32 protein-coding genes are annotated in these 23,726 nt (G+C 62.5%); 1 reads left to right on the forward strand and 31 read right to left on the reverse strand.

The window, feature by feature from the left end; genetic code table 11:
* The 29 genes from rpsK to rpsL form a co-directional block, all read right to left on the reverse strand.
* Nucleotides 1-390 carry a 30S ribosomal protein S11 gene (gene rpsK / locus ACIPUD_RS11520; protein ID WP_446480693.1) on the reverse strand — a complete coding sequence of 130 codons (390 nt, stop codon included), beginning with the start codon at nt 388-390 and terminating at the stop codon, nt 1-3.
* A gap of 122 nt (nt 391-512) precedes the next feature.
* Entirely contained in the window at nt 513-881 is a 369-nt protein-coding gene (gene rpsM, locus ACIPUD_RS11525) for a 30S ribosomal protein S13 (RefSeq protein WP_018456460.1), read from the reverse strand.
* A 187-nt stretch (nt 882-1,068) separates the two neighbouring features.
* Entirely contained in the window at nt 1,069-1,950 is an 882-nt protein-coding gene (locus ACIPUD_RS11530) for an adenylate kinase (protein ID WP_446480694.1), read from the reverse strand.
* Between the two features lie 272 nt (nt 1,951-2,222).
* The gene (gene secY, locus ACIPUD_RS11535) at nt 2,223-3,554 is read right to left on the reverse strand and encodes a preprotein translocase subunit SecY (RefSeq protein ID WP_007611601.1); all 1,332 of its coding nucleotides are present in this window, start codon (nt 3,552-3,554) and stop codon (nt 2,223-2,225) included.
* A gap of 152 nt (nt 3,555-3,706) precedes the next feature.
* Nucleotides 3,707-4,192 (reverse strand): 50S ribosomal protein L15, encoded by a 486-nt coding sequence (gene rplO / locus ACIPUD_RS11540; protein ID WP_027518586.1) that lies wholly within the window; start codon nt 4,190-4,192, stop codon nt 3,707-3,709.
* Nucleotides 4,193-4,264: 72 nt separating this feature from the next.
* Nucleotides 4,265-4,471 (reverse strand): 50S ribosomal protein L30, encoded by a 207-nt coding sequence (gene rpmD, locus ACIPUD_RS11545; protein WP_018456457.1) that lies wholly within the window; start codon nt 4,469-4,471, stop codon nt 4,265-4,267.
* Between the two features lie 25 nt (nt 4,472-4,496).
* Entirely contained in the window at nt 4,497-5,084 is a 588-nt protein-coding gene (rpsE, locus tag ACIPUD_RS11550) for a 30S ribosomal protein S5 (protein ID WP_007603037.1), read from the reverse strand.
* Nucleotides 5,085-5,131: 47 nt separating this feature from the next.
* On the reverse strand, nt 5,132-5,494 hold the full coding sequence (gene rplR, locus ACIPUD_RS11555) for a 50S ribosomal protein L18 (protein ID WP_007603036.1): 363 nt from the start codon (nt 5,492-5,494) through the stop codon (nt 5,132-5,134).
* Nucleotides 5,495-5,505: 11 nt separating this feature from the next.
* Nucleotides 5,506-6,039: a 50S ribosomal protein L6 gene (gene rplF / locus ACIPUD_RS11560; protein WP_007603035.1), complete on the reverse strand. Its 534-nt coding sequence runs from the start codon at nt 6,037-6,039 to the stop codon at nt 5,506-5,508.
* A gap of 16 nt (nt 6,040-6,055) precedes the next feature.
* A complete protein-coding gene (rpsH, locus tag ACIPUD_RS11565) occupies nt 6,056-6,454 on the reverse strand; it encodes a 30S ribosomal protein S8 (RefSeq protein ID WP_007603034.1) in 399 nt (132 codons plus the stop codon).
* A 14-nt stretch (nt 6,455-6,468) separates the two neighbouring features.
* A complete protein-coding gene (gene rpsN / locus ACIPUD_RS11570; RefSeq protein WP_007611604.1) occupies nt 6,469-6,774 on the reverse strand; it encodes a 30S ribosomal protein S14 in 306 nt (101 codons plus the stop codon).
* A 46-nt stretch (nt 6,775-6,820) separates the two neighbouring features.
* Nucleotides 6,821-7,378: a 50S ribosomal protein L5 gene (gene rplE / locus ACIPUD_RS11575; RefSeq protein WP_007603032.1), complete on the reverse strand. Its 558-nt coding sequence runs from the start codon at nt 7,376-7,378 to the stop codon at nt 6,821-6,823.
* Complete coding sequence (gene rplX / locus ACIPUD_RS11580; RefSeq protein ID WP_007603031.1) at nt 7,371-7,685, reverse strand: 50S ribosomal protein L24; 315 nt, start codon at nt 7,683-7,685, stop codon at nt 7,371-7,373. The genes rplE and rplX overlap by 8 nt, the downstream gene beginning before the upstream one ends.
* Entirely contained in the window at nt 7,685-8,053 is a 369-nt protein-coding gene (gene rplN / locus ACIPUD_RS11585) for a 50S ribosomal protein L14 (RefSeq protein WP_007603030.1), read from the reverse strand. The genes rplX and rplN overlap by 1 nt, the downstream gene beginning before the upstream one ends.
* Before the next feature lie 83 nt (nt 8,054-8,136).
* On the reverse strand, nt 8,137-8,385 hold the full coding sequence (gene rpsQ / locus ACIPUD_RS11590) for a 30S ribosomal protein S17 (RefSeq protein ID WP_007603028.1): 249 nt from the start codon (nt 8,383-8,385) through the stop codon (nt 8,137-8,139).
* A gap of 13 nt (nt 8,386-8,398) precedes the next feature.
* Complete coding sequence (gene rpmC / locus ACIPUD_RS11595; RefSeq protein WP_007603026.1) at nt 8,399-8,605, reverse strand: 50S ribosomal protein L29; 207 nt, start codon at nt 8,603-8,605, stop codon at nt 8,399-8,401.
* Nucleotides 8,606-8,610: 5 nt separating this feature from the next.
* Nucleotides 8,611-9,024 carry a 50S ribosomal protein L16 gene (gene rplP / locus ACIPUD_RS11600; RefSeq protein WP_007603024.1) on the reverse strand — a complete coding sequence of 138 codons (414 nt, stop codon included), beginning with the start codon at nt 9,022-9,024 and terminating at the stop codon, nt 8,611-8,613.
* Between the two features lie 32 nt (nt 9,025-9,056).
* Nucleotides 9,057-9,782: a 30S ribosomal protein S3 gene (rpsC, locus tag ACIPUD_RS11605; RefSeq protein ID WP_007603023.1), complete on the reverse strand. Its 726-nt coding sequence runs from the start codon at nt 9,780-9,782 to the stop codon at nt 9,057-9,059.
* Between the two features lie 18 nt (nt 9,783-9,800).
* Nucleotides 9,801-10,187 (reverse strand): 50S ribosomal protein L22, encoded by a 387-nt coding sequence (gene rplV / locus ACIPUD_RS11610; RefSeq protein WP_007603022.1) that lies wholly within the window; start codon nt 10,185-10,187, stop codon nt 9,801-9,803.
* A 10-nt stretch (nt 10,188-10,197) separates the two neighbouring features.
* A complete protein-coding gene (rpsS, locus tag ACIPUD_RS11615; RefSeq protein ID WP_007603021.1) occupies nt 10,198-10,476 on the reverse strand; it encodes a 30S ribosomal protein S19 in 279 nt (92 codons plus the stop codon).
* A 12-nt stretch (nt 10,477-10,488) separates the two neighbouring features.
* Complete coding sequence (rplB, locus tag ACIPUD_RS11620; RefSeq protein WP_007611609.1) at nt 10,489-11,322, reverse strand: 50S ribosomal protein L2; 834 nt, start codon at nt 11,320-11,322, stop codon at nt 10,489-10,491.
* A gap of 12 nt (nt 11,323-11,334) precedes the next feature.
* The gene (locus ACIPUD_RS11625; protein ID WP_007603019.1) at nt 11,335-11,637 is read right to left on the reverse strand and encodes a 50S ribosomal protein L23; all 303 of its coding nucleotides are present in this window, start codon (nt 11,635-11,637) and stop codon (nt 11,335-11,337) included.
* Nucleotides 11,634-12,254, reverse strand: a complete 621-nt coding sequence (gene rplD, locus ACIPUD_RS11630) for a 50S ribosomal protein L4 (RefSeq protein WP_007603018.1) — start codon at nt 12,252-12,254, stop codon at nt 11,634-11,636. The genes ACIPUD_RS11625 and rplD overlap by 4 nt, the downstream gene beginning before the upstream one ends.
* A 1-nt stretch (nt 12,255) precedes the next feature.
* Nucleotides 12,256-12,969, reverse strand: coding sequence for a 50S ribosomal protein L3 (gene rplC, locus ACIPUD_RS11635; RefSeq protein WP_007603016.1), 714 nt, complete (start codon nt 12,967-12,969; stop codon nt 12,256-12,258).
* Between the two features lie 53 nt (nt 12,970-13,022).
* Complete coding sequence (gene rpsJ, locus ACIPUD_RS11640; RefSeq protein ID WP_002712302.1) at nt 13,023-13,331, reverse strand: 30S ribosomal protein S10; 309 nt, start codon at nt 13,329-13,331, stop codon at nt 13,023-13,025.
* 82 nt (nt 13,332-13,413) lie between these two features.
* Complete coding sequence (tuf, locus tag ACIPUD_RS11645; protein ID WP_018456453.1) at nt 13,414-14,604, reverse strand: elongation factor Tu; 1,191 nt, start codon at nt 14,602-14,604, stop codon at nt 13,414-13,416.
* A gap of 40 nt (nt 14,605-14,644) precedes the next feature.
* On the reverse strand, nt 14,645-16,717 hold the full coding sequence (gene fusA / locus ACIPUD_RS11650; RefSeq protein ID WP_026233180.1) for an elongation factor G: 2,073 nt from the start codon (nt 16,715-16,717) through the stop codon (nt 14,645-14,647).
* Between the two features lie 30 nt (nt 16,718-16,747).
* Nucleotides 16,748-17,218: a 30S ribosomal protein S7 gene (rpsG, locus tag ACIPUD_RS11655; protein WP_007603009.1), complete on the reverse strand. Its 471-nt coding sequence runs from the start codon at nt 17,216-17,218 to the stop codon at nt 16,748-16,750.
* Nucleotides 17,219-17,233: 15 nt separating this feature from the next.
* A complete protein-coding gene (rpsL, locus tag ACIPUD_RS11660) occupies nt 17,234-17,605 on the reverse strand; it encodes a 30S ribosomal protein S12 (RefSeq protein ID WP_007603006.1) in 372 nt (123 codons plus the stop codon).
* A gap of 641 nt (nt 17,606-18,246) precedes the next feature.
* Here rpsL and ACIPUD_RS11665 point away from each other — a divergent pair.
* On the forward strand, nt 18,247-19,485 hold the full coding sequence (locus tag ACIPUD_RS11665) for an FAD-dependent oxidoreductase (RefSeq protein WP_085351283.1): 1,239 nt from the start codon (nt 18,247-18,249) through the stop codon (nt 19,483-19,485).
* Here ACIPUD_RS11665 and ACIPUD_RS11670 read toward each other — a convergent pair.
* Together ACIPUD_RS11670 and ACIPUD_RS11675 are read right to left on the reverse strand one after the other, a co-directional pair.
* Nucleotides 19,413-21,434, reverse strand: coding sequence for an ABC transporter ATP-binding protein (locus ACIPUD_RS11670; protein WP_377787400.1), 2,022 nt, complete (start codon nt 21,432-21,434; stop codon nt 19,413-19,415). The genes ACIPUD_RS11665 and ACIPUD_RS11670 overlap by 73 nt on opposite strands.
* Before the next feature lie 132 nt (nt 21,435-21,566).
* Nucleotides 21,567-23,627, reverse strand: a complete 2,061-nt coding sequence (locus tag ACIPUD_RS11675) for an FAD-dependent oxidoreductase (RefSeq protein WP_377787403.1) — start codon at nt 23,625-23,627, stop codon at nt 21,567-21,569.
* Between the last annotated feature and the right edge of the window lie 99 nt (nt 23,628-23,726).

Raw genomic sequence — 23,726 nt, forward strand, 5'->3', positions numbered from 1 at the left:
TCAAACGCGCCGACGCTTACGGGGACGGCAACCGTTGTGCGGGATCGTGGTCACGTCGCGGATCGAGGTGACGGTGAAGCCCGCGGCCTGCAGCGCCCGGAGCGCCGATTCGCGGCCCGAACCGGGACCGGCGACTTCGACTTCCAGCGTGCGCATGCCGTGCTCCTGCGCCTTCTTCGACACGTCCTCGGCGGCAACCTGTGCGGCATACGGGGTCGACTTGCGCGAGCCCTTGAAGCCCATCGCGCCGGCGGAGGACCAGGCAATCGTGTTGCCCTGCGCGTCGGTGATGGTGATGGTCGTGTTGTTGAACGACGAGTTCACGTGCGCGACGCCGGAGGCGATGTTCTTGCGCTCACGACGACGAACGCGGGTGGCTTCCTTGCCCATAGACTACCTTTCCTGAAGATCTCAACGCCGCCGTAATGCCAGCGGCTACACCTGTGGAACGAAAGGCGCGTGGCGAACGGGTCATCCCCGGGTCGCCACACGCCGTGATTGGATGCGAAAACTTACTTCTTCTTGCCGGCGATGGCCTTGGCCGGACCCTTGCGCGTACGCGCGTTGGTGTGGGTACGCTGGCCACGCACCGGCAGACCGCGACGATGGCGCAGGCCGCGATAGCAGCCGAGGTCCATCAGACGCTTGATGTTGATGCCAACCTCACGACGCAAATCGCCCTCGACCATATAGTCGCGGTCGATCACTTCGCGGATCTGGAGCACTTCGGCGTCGCTGAGCTGATTGACGCGACGATCCACCGGGATCTTCACCTTCTCCAGAATCTCACCGGCGATCTTCTGACCGATGCCATGGATGTACTGGAGCGCGATCAGCACGCGCTTGTTGGTCGGGATGTTCACGCCGGCAATACGGGCCACGGCCTTCTCTCCTGTCGCCAATCCCTCGTCAGGAATCGGGCTTTAAGTGCTTGGTTTCTCGGGCAGGTGTTCACAAACGCGAACACGACGCCCACCCCTGGTCTTCCTGGGGCCCGGCATCGTTTGAAACTATCCGACTTGGATGCGGGGCTTATTAGGGGATTCAGGGGGCTTTCGTCAACCGCTGCTAGCGCTTAGCTCGCCTTTTCGTGACCTTTTTTGCGGCCTTTTTGGCACCTTTCTTGACAGCCTTCCTGACGGTCTTTTTGGCTGCCTTCTTCTTCCCCGCCTTCTTGGCGGCTTTCTTGACGATTCTCTTGCCTGCCTTCGTGGCCTTCTTGGCCGCTTTCCTGGATTTGGCGGCCTTTTTGGCCACTTTCGCAGGCTTTTTGGCCGATTTCTTCGCCGCCTTGGCCTTTCTGGCCGGGGCCGCCTTTGTGGCACTCCGGGCATGCGTCTTGCCATGCGTCTTGGGCTCGACCGCCCCGAGCGCCAGGAGCTGGCGATGGATGGCGCGGGTGACCTCGTCGATGGCCATCATGCCGTCGATGGTCGAGAGCTTGCGCCGCTCGGAATAGTAGTGAATCAGCGGTTCCGTCTGGCTGCGGTAGCTGGCGAGTCGCTTGGTCAGGACCTCCGGGGTGTCGTCGAGTCGGACCTCTTCCCCGCGCTCGCGCATCTGGGCGACGCGAGTCTCGACGCGGTTCAGGAGCGCGCTCTCGTTGACGCGGAGCTCGATCACGGCATCGAGCTTGAGGTGCTTGTGCTTGAGCAGCTCATCCAGCGCCTCGGCCTGCGGCACGGTCCGCGGGAAACCGTCAAGGATGAAACCGTTTTTGGCATCCGGCTGATCGATCCGATCGGAGATGATTCCGACCACGACATCGTCGGGCACAAGACCGCCGCTGGCCATGATCTCCTTGGCCTTGAGACCGACCGGCGTTCCGGCCGCCACCGCCGCACGCAACATCTCGCCGGTCGAGAGTTGGACGATGCCATAGCGCTGCACCAGCAGCTGCGCCTGGGTGCCCTTGCCCGATCCCGGCGGCCCCAGAAGTATAATTCTCATCGGCGTACGCCCCCCGATTGGTGCGATACGTCGCGCACCTGTGTTTTGAAGTCCAGTTACAGTGCAAATCATAATCAGCGGCGCACCGCTACCCATATCATAGGGGAGCAAATGGCCGGACGCCAAGAAGCCTTTGAGATCAGTGATTGCGCTTCAGTGCGAGTGGCTCTGCCGATGCCACCGGATCGATGGCTGGCCGCTCCCGCAGGCGCCGCGCGTTACTCGCGCGGCGAATCGGCGGCGCAATTGCGCCGCCTGAGAGGACGCCGCGCTTAACGGCGCCGGCCGCGCAGCTTCGACTTCCGGATCAGGCCCTCGTACTGATGCGCCAGCAGATAGCCCTGCACCTGCGCCACCGTGTCCATGGTGACGCTGACGACGATCAGCAGCGAAGTGCCGCCAAAGTAGAACGGCACCGAGGCGTAGGAGATCAGGATTTCCGGAATCAAGCAGACGATCGCCAGATAGACCGCGCCGAGCACGGTGATCCGCGACAGCACGTAGTCGATATATTCCGCGGTACGCTCGCCCGGGCGGATACCCGGAATGAAGCCGCCGTGCTTCTTCAGATTGTCCGCGGTCTCGGTCGGATTGAACACGATCGCGGTGTAGAAGAAGGCGAAGAACACGATCAGCGCCAGATACATGATCAGGAACAGCGGACGGCCGTGGCCGAGCTGGGTGTTGATCCACTGGAACCATTCCGGCCCACTGCCCGCGTTGAAGTTCGCGACCGTGGTCGGCAGCAGCAGCAGCGAGGACGCGAAGATCGGCGGGATCACGCCCGAGGTGTTGAGCTTGAGCGGCAGATGCGAGGACTGCCCCTCGAACATCTTGTTGCCGACCTGGCGCTTCGGATACTGGATCAAGAGCCGGCGCTGGGCGCGCTCCACGAACACGATGAAGGCGATCACGGCCACCGCCATGATGATGACGACCAGAATCAGGCCGGTCGACATCGCACCCTGACGGCCGAGCTCGAGCATGTTGGCGAGCGCCGCGGGCAGCTCGGCGACGATGCCGGAGAGAATGATCAGGGAAATGCCGTTGCCGATGCCGCGCGACGTGATCTGCTCGCCCAGCCACATCAGGAACATGGTGCCGCCGGTCAGCGTGATCGCCGTCGACAGGCGGAAGAACATGCCGGGGTCGCTGACGACGTTGCCAGCGCCTTCGAGGCCCACCGCAATGCCGTAGGACTGGAACGCGGCCAGGATCACCGTGAGATAACGGGTGTACTGGTTCAGCAGCTTGCGGCCGGACTCCCCTTCCTTCTTCAGCGCCTCGAGCTGCGGCGAGACGGTGGTCAGGAGCTGGATGATGATGGAGGCGGAGATGTACGGCATGATGTTCAGCGCAAAGATCGCCATGCGGTGAATGCCGCCGCCAGCGAACATATTGAACATGCCGAGGATGCCGCCCGCCTGGGAGCGGAACACCTGCTCCCAGATGTTGGGATCGATGCCGGGCAACGGGATGTAGGTCCCGAGCCGATAAACGAGCAGCGCGCCCAGGGTGAACCAGATGCGCTTCTTCAGTTCGTCGGCCTTGGCAAACGCACCGAAATTGAGATTGGCTGCCAGTTGTTCCGCTGCAGAGGCCATCTTGGACTTTCTCCCGCCGCTTATTGCGCCGTTATGCCCGCGGCCGGGCTACATTATACCGGACACCGGACATTATCTGGGGCTACGGCTTCGATAAGTCCATCGTCCCGCGTGCGTAAAGGCCCGCGAGCCGCGGGCCGATGACGCAGTTGTTACGCCGCCTCGCCTTCTTCCTTGGCAGGCGCGAGGATCTTCACCGAGCCGCCGGCCTTCTCGACTGCCGCGATCGCGGTCTTCGAGGCGCCGTGCACTTCGATGTTGAGCTTGGCCTTGAACTCGCCGCGGCCGAGCAGCCGCAGGCCACCCTTGGCGCGGCGCAGCACGCCGGCCTTGACCAGGGATTCGACGTTCACGACGCTGCCGGCGTCGATCTTCTTGGCATCGACCGCATCCTGGAGCCGGTCGAGATTGATCTCGGCGAACTCCACGCGGAAGATGTTGTTGAAGCCGCGCTTGGGCAGACGGCGATGCAAGGGCATCTGGCCGCCTTCGAAACCCTTGATGCGCACGCCCGAACGCGCGGTCTGGCCCTTGCCACCGCGGCCGGCCTGCTTGCCCTTGCCCGAACCAATGCCGCGGCCGACGCGCATACGCTTCTTGCGCGAGCCGGCATTGTCGGCGATATCGCTGAGCTTCATCGCCCTGCTCCTTGTTTCTTGCGCATGACCTTCACCGAAAACGGGTCCCGCTTCGGGATCGTGCGCCTTTGCTTACTTCTCGTCGACAATGCGAACGAGATGGTGAACTTTCAAGATCATGCCGCGGACCGCCGGGGTGTCCGGCAGTTCGCTGATGCGGCCGATCTTGTTGAGCTTGAGCCCGATCAGCGTCGAACGCTGCGAGTGATGGCGGCGGATCGCGCTGCCGGTCTGCTCGAGCTTGATCGTCTTTGCGGTCGTAACGGCACTCTTGGCCATAGGCGTCTACTCCGAAAAGCTTCCGTTATTCGGCAACCGCCTCGGCGTCACCACCGATGCGGCGGGACTGGAGGGTGGACACCTTGATGTTGCGGCGGGCAGCGACCGAGCGCGGCGAATCCTGATGCTTCAGCGCATCGAAGGTCGCGCGAACCATGTTGTACGGGTTCGACGAGCCGATCGACTTCGCAACCACGTCCTGGACGCCGAGCGTCTCGAACACGGCGCGCATCGGACCGCCGGCGATGATGCCGGTACCGGCCGGAGCTGCGCGCAGGTAAACACGGCCCGCGCCATGACGGCCGGCGATGTCGTGATGCAGCGTGCGGCCCTCGCGCAACGACACGCGGGTCAGGTTGCGCTTGGCGGATTCGGTTGCCTTGCGGATCGCCTCGGGCACTTCGCGCGCCTTGCCGTGACCGAAGCCGGCGCGGCCCTTCTGGTCGCCGATCACGACCAGCGCTGCGAAACCGAAGCGCTTGCCGCCCTTGACGACCTTGGCGACGCGATTGATGTGGACGAGCTTGTCAACGAACTCGCTGTCGCGCTCTTCCCTGCGTTCACGTCCGCCGCCGCGTTGATCGCGTCCACCACGTTGTTCGCGTTCTGCCATGGTTTTTCCAGTCCTTCAGAGGCTTACGCCTCAATCCTCAAATTCTGTTAGAAGCTCAGCCCGCTTTCACGCGCCGCGTCGGCAAGAGCCTTGACGCGCCCGTGATAGAGATAGCTGCCGCGATCGAACACGACTTCCTTGACACCCTTCTCGGCGGCGCGCTCGGCCAGCAGCTTGCCGACCGCCTTCGCCGCATCGATGTCGGCGCCGGTCTTGCCGCCATCGCGCATCGACTTCTCGAGCGACGAGGCAGAGGCCAGCGTCTCGCCCTTCAGGTCGTCGATGACCTGGGCGTAGATGTGCTTGGACGAGCGGAACACCGACAGGCGCGGACGGCCGCCACCCGAGCGGCGCAGCTTCAGTCGTACACTGCGCTTGCGCCGGGCATTCGTAACCTTGGCTTTCGACATGACCGGCTCCGTTACTTCTTCTTGCCTTCCTTGCGGAAGATGAATTCGCCAACATACTTCACGCCCTTGCCCTTGTAGGGCTCCGGCGGACGATAGGAGCGAATCTCGGCGGCGACCTGGCCGACGCGCTGAATGTCGCTGCCGGTCACCGTGATCTCGGTCGGCTTCGGCACGGTGATCGTGATCCCCTCCGGGATCGCGTAGACCACATCGTGGCTGTAGCCGAGCGCGAGCTGCAGGTTCTTGCCCTGCAGCGCGGCGCGGTAACCGACGCCGGTGATTTCGAGCTTCTTCTCGAAACCCTTGGTGACACCCTCGACCAGATTCGCGACCTGGGCGCGAGCGGTCCCGTACAGGGCCCGCGCGCGGTTGGTCTCGACCCGCGGGTTCACCTTGACCTGGCCGTTGTCGAGCTTCACCTCGACGTCGTTATGGACGACGAACTGAAGCTGGCCCTTCGGCCCCTTCATCTTGACGGTCTGCCCGTCGACGGTCGCGGTCACACCCGACGGCACCGCTACCGGTCTTTTGCCAACACGTGACATGGATCAAAAATCCTTCTCAGAACACCGTGAAGAGAACTTCGCCGCCCACGTTCGCTTCACGCGCACTGTGGTCAGCCATGATTCCCTTCGGCGTCGACAACACCGAAATGCCGAGTCCGTTATTGACCCGCGGCAGGTTCTTCACCGAGGCGTACACGCGACGTCCGGGCTTGGAGACACGCTCGATCTCACGGATAACGGGCTCGCCGTCGAAATACTTCAGCTCGATCTCGATCTCGCTGCGGCCCGAGGAATGCTCGAGCGTCGCGTAACCGCGGATGTAGCCTTCGCTCTTCAGCACCTCGAGCACGTTCTCGCGCATCTTCGAGCCAGGCGTGGAGACCTTGTTCTTGGAGCGCATCTGCGCGTTACGGATGCGGGTGATCAGATCGCTGATTGGATCGTGCGTAGACATCTAAACGACCCTCCTTACCAGCTGGACTTCACGAGGCCCGGGACCATGCCCTTGGAGCCAAGGTCCCGCATTGCGATGCGGGACAGTTTGGTCAAGCGATAGTTCGAGCGCGAACGGCCCGACAGCTCGCAACGCAGACGGATGCGGGTCGCCGACGAGTTGCGCGGCATTTCCGCCAGCTTCAGGGTCGCAGCGAACCGCTCCTCCATCGGCAACGTCTTGTCGGCGATGATCGCCTTCAACCGCTCGCGCTTCGGGGCGGCGTTCTTCGTCATCCGCTTGCGCCGGTTGTTCTTCTCGATTGAACTCTTCTTTGCCATGCTTGGCTCCTGGGTATCCGCGTTTGAGAGGCTTTAGGTCAGCGTCTCACTGCCGGAACGGGAAATTGAATGCGGTCAACAAGGCCCTCGCCTCGTCGTCGGTCTTGGCCGTGGTGCAGACGGTGATGTCCATACCGCGGGATTCCGTGACCTTGTCGAAGTCGATCTCGGGGAAAATGATGTGTTCCTTGAGGCCGAGCGAGTAGTTGCCGCGGCCATCGAAGCTCTTCGGGTTCAAGCCGCGGAAGTCGCGGACGCGGGGCAGCGCGACCGTCACCAGACGATCGATGAACTCGTACATACGGGCCTTGCGCAGCGTGACCTTGCAGCCGATCGGCTGGTTCTCACGCAACTTGAAGGTCGCGATCGCGATCCGCGAATAGGTCACGATCGCCTTCTGGCCGGCGATCTGGGTCAATTCCGCAGCGGCGTTCTCGGCCTTCTTGCGGTCGTTGACGGAATCGCCAACGCCCATGTTCAGCACGACCTTGTCCAGGCGCGGAACCTGCATGACGTTCTCATAACCGAACTTCTCGGTCATTTCCGTCCGGATCTTCGCGTCGTATTCCGCGCGCAGGCGCGGTGTGTAAGCGGCCTCAGCCATCGATCTCAGCTCCCGAGCTCTTGGCGATGCGGACCTTCTTGCCGTCCGCCAGAATCTTGAATCCGACGCGGGTCGGCTTCCCGTCCTTGCCGACATACGCGATGTTGGACAGTTGGATCGGCGACTCTTTCGAGATGATGCCGCCCTCCTGGGCCTGCGTCTGCTTCTGGTGACGCTTGACCATGTTGATGCCGCGCACCAGCGCCGTACCGGCGTCGGGACGCACTTCGAACACCTCGCCGGTGCGGCCTTTGTCGCGGCCGGTCAGCACGACGACCTTGTCGCCCTTGCGGATCTTCGCAGCCATCACAGCACCTCCGGCGCGAGCGAGATGATCTTCATGTGGTTCTTGGCGCGCAGCTCGCGCGGCACGGGCCCGAAGATACGGGTACCGACCGGCTCGGACTGATTGTTGATCAGAACGGCGGCGTTGCGGTCGAAGCGGATGACCGAACCGTCGGCGCGGCGAATGTCCTTGCGGACGCGCACCACGACGGCCTTCATCACGTCGCCCTTCTTCACCTTGCCGCGCGGAATAGCTTCCTTGATCGAGACAACGATGATGTCGCCGATCGTGGCGTAGCGGCGCTTGGAGCCCCCGAGCACCTTGATACACATGACACGGCGTGCGCCAGAATTATCGGCCACGTCGAGGTTGGTCTGCATCTGAATCATTGATGCACCTCGTCCTCTTCTCTTTGCGCCAGCCCAGCCGGCGCTCAACATTAACCTGAAGTCAGTCGGCTAAAGCCAACAGATCAGGCGCTTTTCTTGTGTTCGCCCCGGATCACGACCCAGCGCTTCAACTTCGAAATCGGCTTCGATTCCTCGATCCACACCATGTCGCCCGGCTTGAACTCGTTGCTCTCGTCGTGCGCGTGGTAGTTCTTCGAACGGCGGATCGTCTTCTTGTAGATCGGGTGCGTAAAGCGGCGATCGACGCGCACCACGATGGTCTTGGCTTGCTTGTCGCTGACGACCACGCCCTGCAAAGTACGTTTCGGCATCTTCGTAAGCCTCTTACTTCTTCTTCGCGCGCGTCTGCGCGGCGACGGTCTTGATCCGGGCGATGTCACGGCGGGCTTCGCGCAGGCGCGAGGTGTTCTCGAGCTGCCCGGTGGCGCGCTGGAAGCGCAGGTTGAAGCGCTCCTTCTTCAGGTTCAGGATGGCGTCGTCCTGCTGATCGGGGCTCAACGCGCGGATGTCTTCGATTTTCATCTGGGCCATGGCCATTACTCCGCAATGCGCTCGACGAAGCGCGTCTTGATCGGCAGCTTGGCTGCCGCCAGGGTCAGCGCTTCACGCGCCGTCTGGGTGTTGACGCCGTCGATCTCGAACAGCACCCGGCCCGGCTTGACGCGCGCGACCCACAATTCCGGCGCGCCCTTGCCGGAACCCATGCGGACTTCGGCAGGCTTCTTCGACACGGGAACGTCGGGGAATATGCGGATCCAGACGCGGCCGGCGCGCTTCATGTGGCGGGTCAGCGCGCGGCGAGCGGCTTCGATCTGGCGCGCGGTGACGCGCTCAGGCTCGGTCGCCTTCAGACCGAACTGGCCGAACGCCAACGTCGCGCCCGAAGACGCAACGCCGTGGATACGGCCCTTATGCGCCTTCCGGAACTTCGTTTTCTTAGGTTGCATCATGGCTTCAAGCCCTCAAATTCTCTGTGCTGGCGTCAGGCTGCAGCGTTGTCCCGGCGCTGCCGGCCGCCGCGATCGCCGCCGCCACCAGTCTCACCTTCGGCCATTCTCTTGTCCTGGGCCATCGGATCGTGCTCGAGGATCTCGCCCTTGAAGATCCAGACCTTGACACCGCAGGTGCCGAAGGTCGTGAACGCGGTCGCAACCCCGTAGTCGATGTCTGCGCGCAGCGTGTGCAGCGGCACGCGACCTTCGCGGTACCACTCCATGCGCGCGATTTCCGCGCCGCCCAGACGTCCCGAGCAGTTGATGCGGATGCCTTCCGCACCGAGACGCATCGCTGACTGCACGGCGCGCTTCATGGCGCGGCGGAACGCCACGCGGCGCTCCAGCTGCTGCGCGATCGACTCGGCCACCAGCGTCGCATCGAGCTCCGGCTTGCGGATTTCGACGATGTTGATGACCACGTCGGACGCCGTGATGTCCGCGACCTTCTTGCGCAACTTGTCGATGTCGGCGCCCTTCTTGCCGATCACCACGCCCGGACGAGCCGAGTGGATGGTGACGCGGCACTTCTTGTGCGGACGCTCGATCACGATGCGGGCAACGGCTGCCTGCTTGAGCTCCTTGTGCAGGATCTCACGAATCTTGACGTCCTCGTGCAGCAGCTTGCCGTATTCCTGCTTGCCGGCGTACCAGCGGGAATCCCAGGTCCGGTTGATGCCGAGACGCAGACCGATCGGATTGATCTTTTGACCCATCGTGTTCTCCTGCGTCCCTTAAGCCGCTGCTGCGGCTTCGACCTGACGAACGATGATCGTCAGCTGTGAAAATGGTTTGTAGACACGGCCCGAACGGCCACGGCCGCGGGCGGCAAAGCGCTTCATCACGAGGCCGTTGCCGACGAAGGCCTGCGCCACGACGAGATCGTCGACGTCGAGGTCGTGGTTGTTCTCGGCGTTGGCAATAGCCGATTCCAGGCACTTCTTCACGTCAACCGCGATCCGCTTGCGCGAAAACTGCAGGTCGGCGAGCGCAGCAGCCGCCTTCCGGCCGCGAATGAGCTGGGCGACCAGGTTGAGCTTCTGCGGGCTCACCCGCAGCATCCGGGCGACCGCCTTGGCCTCGTTCTCGGCGAGGCTCCGTTCGCGCTTAGGTTTGCTCATCGTTTAATCCTCAAGCCTTCTTGGCTTTCTTGTCCCCGGAGTGGCCATGGAAGGTGCGGGTCGGCGAGAACTCGCCGAACTTGTGACCGACCATTTCCTCGTTGACGGCCACCGGCACGTGCTTCTGACCGTTGTAGACGCCGAAGGTCAGGCCGACGAATTGCGGCAGGATCGTCGAGCGACGGCTCCAGATCTTGATGACGTCGTGACGGCCGGACGAGCGCGCGGCATCTGCCTTCTTGAGCAGAGAACCCTCGACGAACGGGCCTTTCCAGACTGAACGAACCATGTCCGGCGTTCCTTACTTCTTCCGCTTGTGGCGGCTTAGGAGAATGAATTTGTTGGTCGACTTGTTGGAGCGGGTCTTCTTGCCCTTGGTCGGCTTGCCCCACGGAGTAACCGGGTGGCGGCCGCCCGAGGTACGACCTTCACCACCGCCGTGCGGATGGTCGATCGGGTTCATCGAAACGCCGCGGTTGTGCGGCTTGCGGCCCAGCCAACGGTTGCGGCCGGCCTTGCCGATCGACGTGTTCATGTGATCCGGGTTCGACACCGCGCCGATCGTGCCGCGGCAACGGCCGTGCACCAGGCGCTGTTCGCCCGAGTTCAGGCGGATGATCACGTAGTCCTGGTCGCGACCGACGAGCTGGGCATAGGTGCCCGCGGAACGGGCGAGCTGGCCGCCCTTCCCGATCTTGACCTCGATGTTGTGGATGATCGTGCCGACCGGCATGTTGCCGAGCGGCATGACATTGCCCGGCTTCACGTCGACATAGTTGCCGGCGACGACGGAATCACCGACGGCCAAACGCTGCGGCGCCAGGATATAGGCCTGGGTGCCGTCTTCGTACTTGACCAACGCGATGAATGCGGTGCGGTTCGGATCGTACTCCAGCCGCTCGACCGTCGCGGGCGCATCGACCTTGTCGCGCTTGAAATCGACGGTACGCAACGTTCGCTTATGACCACCGCCGCGGAAGCGCACGGTGATGCGACCGGTGTTGTTACGGCCGCCGGAGGAGTGCTTGCCTTCGGTGAGCGCCTTGACCGGCTTGCCCTTGTAGAGGGCCGAACGATCGACCATGACCAGCTGGCGCTGGCCCGGCGTCGTGGGATTGAATGTCTTCAGTGCCATCGTCGTACGACCTTACAGACCGGTGGTCACGTCGATCCGGTGACCCTCTTCGAGAGTCACGATCGCGCGCTTGGAGTTCGACTGCGAGCCGAGATTGCCGCGGAAGATCTTGGTCTTGCCCTTGCGGACCAGCGTGTTGACACTCTTGACCTTGACGTCGAACAGCTTCTCGATCGCTTCCTTGATCTGCGGCTTGGTCGCCTTCGCGGCCACCTTGAACAGCACCTTGTTGTGCTCCGAGGCGATCGTGGCCTTTTCGGTCACGACCGGCGACAGGATCACGTCGTAGTGGCGAGGCTCGATGTTCTTCGTCATTTGAAGCGCGCCTCCAGCGCATCGATGGCGGCCTTGGTCAGAACAAGCTTCCGACGGCGCAGGATGTCATAGACGTTGATGCCCTGGATCGGCAGCACGTCCATGTTCGGGATGTTGCGGGCCGCAGCGGCGAAGCCGTTGTTGAGCTCGGCGCCGTCGATGATCAGCGCGTTGGTCAAACCCAGACCGGAGAAATGACCGAGCAGCGCCTTGGTCTTGGCAGCTTCCAGGGCGGCCTTGTCGATCACGATGAGATCGCCGTCCTTGGCCTTGGCCGAGAGCGCATGCTTGAGGGCGAGCGCACGGACCTTCTTCGGCAGGTCGGTGGCGTGCGAACGCACCACCGGACCGAAGGCACGGCCACCGCCGCGGAACTGCGGCACCCGGGCCGAGCCGTGACGAGCACCACCGGTACCCTTCTGCTTGTACATCTTCTTGCCGGTGCGCCAGATCTCGGCGCGGCCCTTGGCCTTGTGCGTACCGGCCTGGCGCTTGTTGAGTTGCCACTGCACGCAACGTGCAATGATGTCCTGGCGCGGCTCGAGGCCGAAAATGGTGTCGGAAAGCTGGACCGAGCCGGCTTCCTTACCTTCGAGGGTCGTGACCTTCAATTCCATCTCACGCCTCCTGCGCAGCCGGAGCAGCGTCCGCTTCGCCAGCAACCTTGAACTTGCCGGGCTTCGGAGCTTCCTTAGGCAGCGGCTTCTTGACGGCGTCGCGCACGCGGATCCAGCCGCCCTTGGAGCCGGGAACGGCGCCTTCGACGAGGATCAGACCGCGTTCGACATCGAGCTGGACGACCCGAAGGTTGAGCGTGGTGATGCGGTCGACGCCCATGTGACCGGGCATCTTCTTGTTCTTCCAGGTCTTGCCCGGGTCCTGACGGCCACCGGTCGAACCGATCGAACGGTGCGAGACCGAGACGCCGTGAGTGGCGCGCAGACCGCCGAAGTTCCAGCGCTTCATACCGCCGGCAAAACCCTTACCGACCGAAGTACCGGTGACGTCGACGAACTGACCGACGACAAAGTGGTCGGCCAGGATCTCTGCACCGACGGGGATCATCTGATCCGCGGAGACGCGGAATTCCTCGACCTGCCGCTTCGGCTCGACCTTGGCGACCGCGAACTGGCCGCGCTCCGCCTTGGGCATGTACACGGTCTTGCGGCTGCCAGAACCAAGCTGGAGCGCGACATAACCGTTTTTCTCTTCGGTGCGGTGGCCTACGACCTGGCAATTGCCGAGCTTCAGCACGGTCACGGGGATATGTTCGCCGGCCTCTGTAAAGACCCGCGTCATCCCGACCTTTTGTGCGATCACTCCGGAGCGCATCGGCGTGCTTCCTGTTCTTTCTGTCCGCTAGTGGCGAACGTGATCCAAAAATCTTAGAGCTTGATCTCGACGTCGACACCGGCGGCCAAGTCGAGCTTCATCAAAGCATCGACGGTCTGCGGGGTCGGATCGACGATGTCGAGCAGGCGCTTGTGAGTGCGCATCTCGAACTGCTCGCGGCTCTTCTTGTCGACGTGCGGCGAACGGTTGACGGTGAACTTCTCGATGCGGGTGGGCAGCGGAATGGGTCCGCGGACCTGCGCGCCGGTGCGCTTCGCCGTGTTCACGATCTCGCGGGTCGACGTATCGAGGATACGATGGTCGAACGCCTTGAGACGGATGCGAATGTTTTGGCCGTTCATTGCCGTGGTCTTTCTTCAATGGGGTGGCGAATAGCGAATAGCGAATGTCACATTCGCTATTCGCCGATCCCTATTCTCGTAATTACTCGATGATCGAGGCGACGACGCCGGCGCCGACGGTGCGGCCACCTTCGCGGATCGCGAAGCGGAGCTTCTCTTCCATCGCGATCGGCACGATCAGGTGCACTTCCATCGCGATGTTGTCGCCCGGCATCACCATCTCGGTGCCTTCCGGCAGATGCACGACACCGGTCACGTCGGTGGTGCGGAAGTAGAACTGCGGACGGTAGTTGGTGAAGAAGGGAGTGTGGCGGCCGCCCTCTTCCTTGGTGAGGATGTAGGCCTCAGCCTTGAACTTGGTGTGCGGCTTGACCGAACCCGGCTTGCACAGCACCTGGCCGCGCTCGACGTCCTCGCGCTTGGTACCGCGAAGCAGCGCACCGATGTTGTCGCCGGCCTGGCCTTGATCGAGCAGCTTGCGGAACATTTCGACACCGGTGACCGTGGTCTTCTGCGTGGCGCGCAGACCGACGATCTCGATTTCCTCGCCGACCTTGACGATACCGCGCTCGACACGGCCGGTCACGACGGTGCCGCGGCCCGAGATCGAGAACACGTCTTCAACCGGCATCAGGAACGGCAGATCGACCGGACGCTCCGGCTGCGGAATGTAAGCGTCGACCTGCTTCATCAGCTCGAGGATGGCGTCATGGCCGAGCGTCTTATCGGAATCTTCGAGGGCGGCAAGCGCCGAGCCCTTGATGATCGGGATGGTGTCGCCCGGGAATTCGTACTTCGAGAGCAGCTCGCGGACCTCGAGCTCGACGAGCTCGAGCAGTTCCGGATCGTCGACCATGTCGCACTTGTTGAGGAACACGACGAGCGCGGGAACGCCGACCTGGCGGGCGAGCAGGATGTGCTCGCGGGTCTGCGGCATCGGACCGTCGGCGGCCGACACGACCAGGATCGCACCGTCCATCTGGGCGGCGCCGGTGATCATGTTCTTCACGTAGTCGGCGTGGCCGGGGCAGTCGACGTGCGCGTAGTGGCGGTTCTTGGTCTCGTATTCGACGTGCGCCGTCGAGATCGTGATGCCGCGCGCCTTCTCTTCCGGCGCCTTGTCGATCTGGTCGTACGCGGTGAACGTCGCGCCGCCGGCTTCGGCGAGGACCTTGGTGATCGCCGCGGTCAGCGACGTCTTGCCATGGTCGACGTGACCGATGGTGCCGATGTTGCAGTGCGGCTTGTTACGTTCAAACTTTGCTTTGGCCATTTGACTCTCCGTTCAATCGTCAGTTCGAGACCGACGACAATCAGGCAAACTTCTTCTGGACTTCTGCCGACACGTTGGCCGGCGCTTCTGCGTAGTGGTCGAACTGCATGGTGAAGGTTGCGCGACCCTGGCTCATCGAGCGCAGGTTATTCACGTAACCGAACATGTTCATGAGCGGCACCATCGCGTTGATGACGTTGGCGTTGCCGCGCATGTCCTGACCCTGGATCTGACCGCGCCGCGAATTCAGGTCGCCGATGACGGAGCCGGTGTAATCTTCCGGGGTCACCACTTCGACCTTCATGATCGGCTCGAGCAGGACGGACTTGCCCTTCTGCAAGGCTTCGCGGAATGCAGCACGCGATGCGATTTCGAAGGCGAGCGCCGACGAATCGACGTCGTGATACTTGCCGTCGACGAGCTGAACCTTGACGTCGACCACGGGGAAGCCCGCGACCACGCCGGAACTCAGCACGCTGTTGATGCCCTTCTCGACGCCGGGGATGTATTCCTTCGGCACCGCACCGCCGACGACCTTGGACTCGAACTCGTAGCCCTTGCCGGGCTCGTTCGGCTCCACGATGATCGACACTTCCGCGAACTGTCCGGTACCGCCGGTCTGCTTCTTGTGGGTGTACTTGACTTCGGACCTCTTGGTGACGCGCTCACGGAACGCCACCTGCGGCGCGCCGATGTTGGCATCGACCTTGTAGGTGCGGCGGAGAATGTCGACCTTGATGTCGAGATGGAGCTCGCCCATGCCCTTGAGGATGGTCTGGCCGGACTCCTGATCGGTCGACACGCGGAAGGACGGATCCTCCGCGGCGAGCTTCGCCAGCGCCACGCCCAGCTTTTCCTGGTCGGCCTTGGACTTGGGCTCGATCGCGATCTCGATGACGGGCTCGGGGAATTCCATCTTTTCGAGGATCACCGCCTTGTCGGGATCGCACAGCGTGTCACCGGTGCGCGCTTCCTTCAGGCCAGCCAGTGCGACGATGTCGCCGGCATAGGCTTCCTTGATGTCTTCGCGGTTGTTCGCATGCATCAGCAACATGCGGCCGATGCGCTCCTTGCGGTCGCGCGTCGAATTGATGACGCCGGTGCCCGACAGCAGCGTGCCGGAATAGATGCGGCAGAAGGTGATGGTGCCGACGAACGGGTCGTCCATGATCTTGAAGGCCAACAGAGCCAGCGGCTCCTTGTCGTCCGGCAGGCGAACGACCTCGTTGCCGTCTTCATCGACGCCCTTGATGGCGGGCACGTCAACCGGCGACGGCAGATAATCCACGACCGCGTCGAGCAGAGGCTGCACGCCCTTGTTCTTGAACGCCGAGCCGCACAATACCGGGAAGAACGCGCCAGTCAGCACGGCCTTGCGGATCAAGCGCTTCAACGTCGGCTCATCGGGCTCCTTGCCGTCGAGGTAAGCGGCGAGAACTTCGTCGTCGAGCTCGACGGCGGCTTCCAACAACTTCTCGCGATATTCCTTGGCCTTCTCGACCATGTCCTCGGGAATATCGATGTCCACGAACTTGGCGTCGAGCTTCTCTTCTTCCCAGACCACGCCCTTCATGCGAACGAGGTCAACCAGGCCCTTGAAGTTGTTCTCGGAGCCGATCGGAAGCTGGATCGCGATCGGCTTTGCGCCGAGGCGGTCGACGATGTCCTGCATGCACTTGTAGAAGTCAGCGCCGGTCTTATCCATCTTGTTGGCGAAGACGATGCGCGGAACTTTGTACTTGTCGCCCTGGCGCCAGACCGTCTCGGTCTGGGGCTCGACGCCCTGGTTCGAGTCGAGCACGCACACGGCGCCGTCGAGCACGCGCAGGCTGCGCTCGACTTCGATGGTGAAGTCGACGTGGCCGGGAGTGTCGATGATGTTGAGACGCTTGCCTTCCCAGAACGCGGTGGTCGCGGCCGACGTAATCGTAATGCCGCGCTCCTGCTCCTGCTCCATCCAGTCCATCGTCGCGGCACCTTCGTGCACTTCGCCGATTTTGTGGCTCTTGCCGGTGTAATAGAGGATGCGCTCGGTGGTCGTGGTCTTGCCGGCATCGATATGCGCCATGATACCGAAGTTGCGGTAATTCTCTATGGCATGAACGCGGGGCATGGAGTGTTCCTTAGATTCCGTGTGTCGCCGTTACCAGCGATAGTGCGAGAAGGCGCGGTTGGCTTCCGCCATCCGGTGCACGTCTTCGCGCTTCTTGACGGCGTTACCCCGGTTGTTCGACGCATCCAGGAGCTCCGCAGAGAGCCGCTCGGTCATCGTCTTCTCGTTGCGATCGCGCGCAGCCGAGATCAGCCAGCGAATGCCCAGCGCCTGACGGCGCACCGAGCGAACTTCGACCGGAACCTGATAGGTCGCGCCGCCGACGCGGCGGGAGCGCACTTCGATCGTCGGCATGACGTTCTCGAGTGCCTGCTCGAACACGCCGAGCGGGTTCTGCTTGGTCTTGCTTTCGATGAGGCCGAACGCGCCGTAGACGATGCCTTCGGCGACCGACTTCTTTCCGGCGTACATCACCGAATTCATGAACTTCGTGACGATGATATTCCCGAACTTCGGATCGGGAAGGACTTCGCGCTTTTCGGCAGAATGGCGACGAGACATGGACCTGGTTCCCGCTTACTTCGGACGCTTGGCGCCGTACTTCGAACGGCGCTGCTTACGGTTCTTGACGCCCTGGGTATCCAGAACGCCGCGGAGGATGTGGTAGCGCACGCCGGGCAAGTCCTTGACGCGACCGCCGCGGATCATGACCACCGAGTGCTCCTGGAGGTTATGGCCCTCACCGGGGATGTAGCCGATCACCTCGAAGCCGTTGGTCAGGCGCACCTTGGCAACCTTACGAAGCGCCGAGTTCGGCTTCTTCGGGGTCGTGGTGTAAACGCGCGTGCAAACACCGCGCTTCTGCGGCGACTGCTGCAGCGCCGGCACCTTCTTGCGCGACTTCTGCACTTCCCGCGGTTGAGCGATCAGCTGGTTGATCGTCGGCATCCTGGCATTACCCTTTGTGTTCTGCCGCGGCCCGTCACCGGGTCCGCAAATTCTTTCGAGCTACCCGCCCGACGAGGCCGCCTTCCGCGGAACAATCCGCACAAAGCGAAATCGCGCCAACCACCCATCAACGGGCGGAAAGCGCTTCGACGCCACAGAGGACCGCAGTAGTTGAACCGGTCAGCTTGAAGCTGCGGCCCGCGCACCGAGGTCATGCATCCGAATTCGATCTCGAGAGAACATGCTCAAGAGAACTAAAATCGCACTGGCATTGCCTAGCTATGATCGACAGCGTTTGAGCGGCATTCGTCGAGGTTGGTGCCTGTCTTGGTGATCCCAGGGGATCAAACAGGTGGCCCGTTCCGACGTTGGCGATGCTCACCGCCTGTCGTTAAGTGAGGGGGTTCTATAAGTGGGAGTCGGTCAAGTCAAGGCGAAACGTCAGTCAGAAGCGCTTCCCGCACCTGCCGAAATCGCTTCTTGGGCCGCTCGCTGCGCCTTCGTGAGATAGAAATGAAGAGCGCGTCCCGCCACCTCCGAAACCTATTTATACCCGGGCTAAATATACTTTTATAACTATTGGCTAAGGCTTTCTTTCCTGTTGGAGCGCCAATGTGCCGCCTTGGGCAGAGATTAGCGCCATGCGGTACACCGACATTGCCATTATCGGCGGGGGATTGTCCGGCTCGACCGCCGCCGCGATGCTCGGCCGTAGCGGCATTTCGACCATCCTGATCGATCCGCATGAGAGCTATTCGGCGGACTTTCGGGTCGAAAAACTCAGCGGTCACGTGCAGGTCGGGCGATTCCTGCAGACGGGAATCGCCGAATCGGTGTTGCACCGCGCGACCTTTGTGGGTGAGAACTGGATCGCGCGCTTCGGCCGCCTTCTCGACAAGGCGCCGAGCCGGCAGTTCAACATCCTCTACGATTCCCTCGTCAACGCTGTCCGCGACGAAATTCCTGCCGGCGTCGAGCGCATCTGCGCCAAGGCTGTCTCGGTCGAGACGAGTGCGGAGCGGCAGAAGGTCACTCTCTCCAACGACGCGATGGTCTCCGCCCGGCTGGTCGTGCTCGCCAACGGACTCAATGTCGGCCTGCGCCACCAGCTGGGAATCGCCCGAAAAGTCGTCAGTGCCTGCCATTCGATTTCGATCGGGTTCGACGTGGTGCCCGCGGGACGGGACTCGTTCGACTTCCCTGCGCTGACCTATTTCTCGGAACGGCCGAGCGACCGCATCCCCTACCTCACGCTTTTTCCGATCGGGACGCGGATGCGCGCCAATCTGTTCGTCTATCGCAGCTTCGACGATCCCTGGCTGCGTGAGCTGCGCCGCGCGCCGGCCGAGACGTTGAACGCTGCGCTGCCACGGCTCAAGCACATCACCGGACCATTCGACATTCCCAGTGAGCTGAAAATCCGTCCGGTCGATCTCTATGTGAACGATGCCAGCGGCCAGCCGGGTCTCGTGCTGGTGGGCGATGCCTTCTCGACCTCCTGCCCGGCCGCCGGCACCGGGTGCGACAAGGTCTTCACCGACGTCGAGCGGCTCTGCAACGTCTATATCCCGCAGTGGCTGGCCTCCGACGGGATGGATACAAGCAAGATCGCCGCCTTCTACGCAGACCCGGTCAAGCGGGAGTGCGACGATTGGTCGGCCGCGAAGGCCTTCGATTTCCGCTCAGTCTCCATTGCGACAAGCCCTTATTGGACGGCGCAGCGCTGGGCACGCTTCATTGCCTGGTCGGTTCAGGGACTATTGCGGCCGCTTGGAGCAGCCTTCGATCTGGAGCCGAACTTCCTCGGTCACTCCTCCTCATCGTCCTCGTCGAGGTCGTCTTCATCCTCGTCGTCTTCGTCGCTGTCCTCGTCGACGTGAGCCGGCGCGCCATGCGGTTGGTGGATCTGGTCGTTCCACAGCTTGCGATAGGTGCCGTTCTTGGCGAGCAGCTCGGCATGCGAGCCGCGCTCGATCGCCCTGCCCCCTGAAATCACGATGATCTCGTCCATCTCGACCACCGAGGTCAGGCGGTGGGTCGACCAGATCATGGTGCGGCCCTTGGCGACCTTCAGCAGCGTGCGGTTGATCGCAGCTTCCGTGGTCTGGTCGAGCGCCGAAGTGGCTTCGTCGAGCAGCAGCACGGAAGGATTACGGATGACCGCGCGCGCGATCGCGATGCGCTGGCGCTGGCCGCCCGACAAGGTATCGCCGCGCTCGCCCACCGGCGTGTCGTATCGTTGCGGCAGGCTCATGATGTAACGGTGGATCTCGGCTTTCCTGGCCGCCTCCTCCACCTCCTCATCGGTCGCGCCCTCCTTGCCGAGCCGAATGTTCTCCCGGATCGACATGTTGAACAGCATATTCTCCTGGAACACCACCGCCATGCTCCGGCGCAGGGAGTCCAGCGTCACCTTGCGGACGTCGACGCCGTCGATGGTGACGCGCCCCTCGTCCGGCACATAGAGCCGCAGGATCAGATTCAGCAGCGTGCTCTTGCCGGAGCCGGACGGACCGACGATGGCAATGCGCTTGCCGACATTGAGCTTGAGGCTGAGATTGTCCAGCACCGGCGTCTGGCTGCCTTCGTACTGGAACGTCACGTGGTCGAAGGTGATGTCGTTGGTGATGCGGGGCAGATCGGGCGCGCCGGCACGATCGGCGCTGCGCGTGGGCTCGTCGAGCAACTCCTGCATATGACGGATCGCGGCTGCCGCGGAGATCGACACGGGGATGAAATGCATCACATGGGCGATGTTGTAGGACACCTCCCAGAACGCACTCTCGAAGGTGACGAAGGTGCCGATGGTAATCTGCCCCTTCGTCGCCAGATATGCGCCGATCGCGAGCACGACGAGATGCAAGAGCAGCACCGAGATGGTGACCGTCCGCTCCACCATGGTCGACAGGAACGCCGCCGAGGCCATCCTGTTTCGCGTCTCGTCGTTGCGGAATTTGAAGAAGCCGAACATCCGGCGTTGCAGGCTGAACGCCTTGATCACGGCCTGCGCCGCCACGTTCTCCTGCACCATGCCGAGCAGCGCAGATTCATTGAGCTTCTGCTCGTAATTCGCCTGGACAGCCTTCGGCGTCAGCATGCGGGGACCGATCAGCGTGATCGGGAACACCAGCAGCGCAACCGCCGCGAGCTGCCAGTTCAGGAACACCATCAGGATGATGCCCGCGATCAGCTCCAGGAACGGCAATGCCGCGCTGTTGGCGAAGGTCTTGACCGAACCCTCGAAGGCCGCGAGGTCGACTGAGAAGCGCGACAGGATCTCGCCGCGCTTGGTGCGGCCGAAATAGGCCGCCGGCAGGTCCTGGACGTGCTCGAACAGCCGTTTGCGGACGTCGGAAATGATGCACGCCGCGAGCCGCGCATCCCAGCGCTCGTACCAGACCGCGACGATCGAGGTGAATATGCCCGCGACCGCGAGCACGCCGAGGATCTTGTACAGCGCCTGAAAATCCTCCTCGCCGAGCGCGTCGTCGATCAGGTACTTCAGGCTGAGCGGCATGATGACGTTGAAGAGCGTCTCGACGAAGACGCCGAACGCCACGAAGGACAGCATCTGCTTGTAGTTGAACAGGAAGGGTTTGACGAAACCCAGGATGGTCGCGAGCGCGCCGGCGGCCTCGCGCGCGGTAAAGACGACGAGGTCCTCGTCCTCATCGTCGTCATCGAGCTCCAGCCCGCCATCCTCCTCGTCTTCATCGTCCTCGTCGTCTTCAAGGTCCGGCTTGGCGGTAGGGACAAGCTTGTCGTCGAGCTCGGCCGCCTCTTCCGCGGCGAGCTTCTGTTTGTCGGGCGGGAGGGGCTTGGACGCCATGAAACCAACCGATGCTGACGGCCGGCATGACCGCAGAGAAAGCAGGAAATAGCGCCAACCGCTACTGCATCGATTCTATGCGATCAAGATGAATTCGGCAAAACAATTGGCGAAGGCGCCCGCTTCAGGCGGCTAGTCGTCTTCCTCATCCTCGACCTTGTCGAAAAAGGAATAGCGCAAGGAATCGGCGTCGGCGTACCACTGGCCCGGGCCCTTGTTGGCGGCGAGCGTGGTCTCCCAGAGCGCGTCGGTGCAGTCCTTGCGGTGCATCGACAGCTCGAAGCCGTTGCCGAAGAACAGTTCGGACCATTCCCACCAGGTGCCGAGCTTCTTGACGCCGCGCAGAAGGTCGTAGCGGTCGATCAGTGCCGGCGCCATGTCCGAGGTGATCGAGCCGAACACGAGCCCGGTCTTGACCACACGGTTCAGCTCCCTGATCGCACGGACCACCTGCTTCGGGGAAACATGGCAGAGGCTGGTCTCGAACACGAAGTCGAACGCACCGTCCTTGAACGGCATGTCGGTGATCGAACCGAGCTTGTTGTACTTCCTCAGCGCCTTCGGCGTTCTGGCGTGAATGGTGCGGTTGTTCTCGATACCGAAGGCATCGATGCCGCGATCACGTAGCGCGCCGACAAGCTCGCCGCTGGCCGAGCCCGCGATCAAGAGCTTCGTGCCTTTGGCCTTGCCCCAGACGATGCCGATCAGTTTTGTGAGATAGTCGGGATCCGTGAAGTGTTGCCACACCTCGCTGTAGGGGCCCTGGCCGCGATAATTGTCAAAATAGGCACGATCGATCTTGTCCGAGAGCGGCTTGTCGTCCTGCGAACGCTCGCGGCGCAAGCGCATCATCTCGGTCAAGATGATGTCGGTCGCCGCGTCCGAGGAATCGAGCAGGCCGTTCAGCGTCGAGTCGAACAGATAGTCGCCGACCACCACGATTCCGGGATGTTCCTTCGGCTCGGGCCGGTGGTTGGTCATGACGTCGCGCACGGGCAAGCCGCCCGGAATCGCGTTCACCGAGGACAGCCAGCGGTGGATCTTGCCTTCTATGAAATGCGCGCGTGCATCGCCGAGCGATGCCGGAAGCGATTTCAGCGCGGCATCGATCAGCTCCCGGTCGGAGAGATTCGCAAAGGCCAGCGCATCGGAGCCCGGAATCAGCCAGTTCAGCACGCCGTGCTTGCCCACATCATGGCGGGCGCCCTCGTTATAGACGCAGCAACCGCCAAAGGCTTCCGACATGAACCAGGCGCCGGCGATCTTGTCGCCCCAGAACGGCGTGTCGAACAGGATCGAGACACGCAAATAGTGCGCAGGACGGTCGAAGTACGCGACGTGCTTGACCATCGACTTGCGGAGCTGTTCGCCTTCCCAGCCGACGGTCCCGAGCCAGGAATGCGGCAGACAGACCAGCACAAGGTCGAAGTCGCGCGTCTCCGGCCCCTTGCCGTTCATCATCTTGAGTTGATAGCGGCCGGTCGGCGCCTTGCCGACCGTGAGGATTCGGTGATTGAGCTGGATGTCGGCATTGACCTCCGACTGGAGGCACTCGATGAGCTGCTCGTTGCCGTTCTGGATGGAATAGAGGCCGATATAGCCGTCGACATCCATCAGGTAGTTCTTGAGCGCGTTGAGCCCGTTGGTGTTGTGGCTCTCGGTCGCGAGGTCCGAGCGCGCCATCACCTTGAAGAATCGCTTTGCGGTCTCGTCCTCGACCTCCTCGTCGAGCACCTGTTCGGCGGTCTTGTAGGCCCAGGGATTCTCGTTGTCGTGCGCGCCGACACCCTCGTAGTACTCGATCGGCGTCATCGCCTCGGCGCAGCGCTTACGGAACGCCTCGATTGCGGCTGCGGTCTTGGCACCGTATTTGCGGCGCATGCCCGCGACGTCGTTGAGGAGCTCACCGCCGAACTGCACCTGCTCGGCATCCATCGGAATGGTCTGCAGGCCGAAATGCTGGATCAACTCGCGCAACGGATCCGGCCCGGTCATCGAGTAGTCGTAGATCTCGGCAACGCCGGCCTCGTACATCGCGGGCGCGGAATCGAATTTGCGCGTGACGATCTTGCCGCCGAGCCGGTCGGATGCCTCGTAGATGGTGACGCGGCAGAGGTCGCCAAGCTTGCGCTTCAGATACCAAGCGCTCATCAGCCCGCCGGGGCCGCCGCCTACGATTGCGAGATCAAGCATGAGAATTCCGTGGTCTCCGGCCCGCCCCCTTCACGGGACCACCGGTCTAAGCTCTCCTAGCAGAAGCGCTTTTGCGCCTGAAGGAAAGATGAACAAAGG

This window comes from Bradyrhizobium sp. CAR08 (genome assembly GCF_052871955.1).

Coding starts and splice junctions, on each gene's coding strand:
- rplE (WP_007603032.1), bottom strand. CDS start 7,378: ATGGCTGAGGCCGCTTACACACCGCGCCTGCGCGCGGAATACGACGCG.
- rpsC (WP_007603023.1), bottom strand. CDS start 9,782: ATGGGTCAAAAGATCAATCCGATCGGTCTGCGTCTCGGCATCAACCGG.
- ACIPUD_RS11665 (WP_085351283.1), top strand. CDS start 18,247: ATGCGGTACACCGACATTGCCATTATCGGCGGGGGATTGTCCGGCTCG.
- rplN (WP_007603030.1), bottom strand. CDS start 8,053: ATGATTCAGATGCAGACCAACCTCGACGTGGCCGATAATTCTGGCGCA.
- rplD (WP_007603018.1), bottom strand. CDS start 12,254: ATGGAATTGAAGGTCACGACCCTCGAAGGTAAGGAAGCCGGCTCGGTC.
- rplO (WP_027518586.1), bottom strand. CDS start 4,192: ATGAAGCTCAGCGATATCGCCGACAATGCCGGCTCGCGCAAGAAGCGT.
- ACIPUD_RS11625 (WP_007603019.1), bottom strand. CDS start 11,637: ATGACGAAGAACATCGAGCCTCGCCACTACGACGTGATCCTGTCGCCG.
- ACIPUD_RS11530 (WP_446480694.1), bottom strand. CDS start 1,950: ATGAGAATTATACTTCTGGGGCCGCCGGGATCGGGCAAGGGCACCCAG.
- fusA (WP_026233180.1), bottom strand. CDS start 16,717: ATGCCCCGCGTTCATGCCATAGAGAATTACCGCAACTTCGGTATCATG.
- tuf (WP_018456453.1), bottom strand. CDS start 14,604: ATGGCCAAAGCAAAGTTTGAACGTAACAAGCCGCACTGCAACATCGGC.
- rpsE (WP_007603037.1), bottom strand. CDS start 5,084: ATGGCAGAACGCGAACAACGTGGTGGACGCGATCAACGCGGCGGCGGA.
- rplC (WP_007603016.1), bottom strand. CDS start 12,969: ATGCGCTCCGGAGTGATCGCACAAAAGGTCGGGATGACGCGGGTCTTT.
- rplR (WP_007603036.1), bottom strand. CDS start 5,494: ATGTCGAAAGCCAAGGTTACGAATGCCCGGCGCAAGCGCAGTGTACGA.
- ACIPUD_RS11670 (WP_377787400.1), bottom strand. CDS start 21,434: ATGGCGTCCAAGCCCCTCCCGCCCGACAAACAGAAGCTCGCCGCGGAA.
- rpsQ (WP_007603028.1), bottom strand. CDS start 8,385: ATGCCGAAACGTACTTTGCAGGGCGTGGTCGTCAGCGACAAGCAAGCC.
- ACIPUD_RS11675 (WP_377787403.1), bottom strand. CDS start 23,627: ATGCTTGATCTCGCAATCGTAGGCGGCGGCCCCGGCGGGCTGATGAGC.
- rpmC (WP_007603026.1), bottom strand. CDS start 8,605: ATGGCCCAGATGAAAATCGAAGACATCCGCGCGTTGAGCCCCGATCAG.
- rpsL (WP_007603006.1), bottom strand. CDS start 17,605: ATGCCGACGATCAACCAGCTGATCGCTCAACCGCGGGAAGTGCAGAAG.
- rpsG (WP_007603009.1), bottom strand. CDS start 17,218: ATGTCTCGTCGCCATTCTGCCGAAAAGCGCGAAGTCCTTCCCGATCCG.
- rpmD (WP_018456457.1), bottom strand. CDS start 4,471: ATGGCCAAGAGTGCCGTTACGACCGCAAAGACGATCAAGCTCGAGCAG.
- secY (WP_007611601.1), bottom strand. CDS start 3,554: ATGGCCTCTGCAGCGGAACAACTGGCAGCCAATCTCAATTTCGGTGCG.
- rpsS (WP_007603021.1), bottom strand. CDS start 10,476: ATGGTTCGTTCAGTCTGGAAAGGCCCGTTCGTCGAGGGTTCTCTGCTC.
- rpsJ (WP_002712302.1), bottom strand. CDS start 13,331: ATGAACGGCCAAAACATTCGCATCCGTCTCAAGGCGTTCGACCATCGT.
- rplB (WP_007611609.1), bottom strand. CDS start 11,322: ATGGCACTGAAGACATTCAATCCCACGACGCCGGGCCAGCGCCAGCTG.
- rplF (WP_007603035.1), bottom strand. CDS start 6,039: ATGTCACGTGTTGGCAAAAGACCGGTAGCGGTGCCGTCGGGTGTGACC.
- rplX (WP_007603031.1), bottom strand. CDS start 7,685: ATGGCTGCGAAGATCCGCAAGGGCGACAAGGTCGTCGTGCTGACCGGC.
- rpsH (WP_007603034.1), bottom strand. CDS start 6,454: ATGTCTACGCACGATCCAATCAGCGATCTGATCACCCGCATCCGTAAC.
- rpsN (WP_007611604.1), bottom strand. CDS start 6,774: ATGGCAAAGAAGAGTTCAATCGAGAAGAACAACCGGCGCAAGCGGATG.
- rplP (WP_007603024.1), bottom strand. CDS start 9,024: ATGATGCAACCTAAGAAAACGAAGTTCCGGAAGGCGCATAAGGGCCGT.
- rplV (WP_007603022.1), bottom strand. CDS start 10,187: ATGAGCAAACCTAAGCGCGAACGGAGCCTCGCCGAGAACGAGGCCAAG.
- rpsK (WP_446480693.1), bottom strand. CDS start 390: ATGGGCAAGGAAGCCACCCGCGTTCGTCGTCGTGAGCGCAAGAACATC.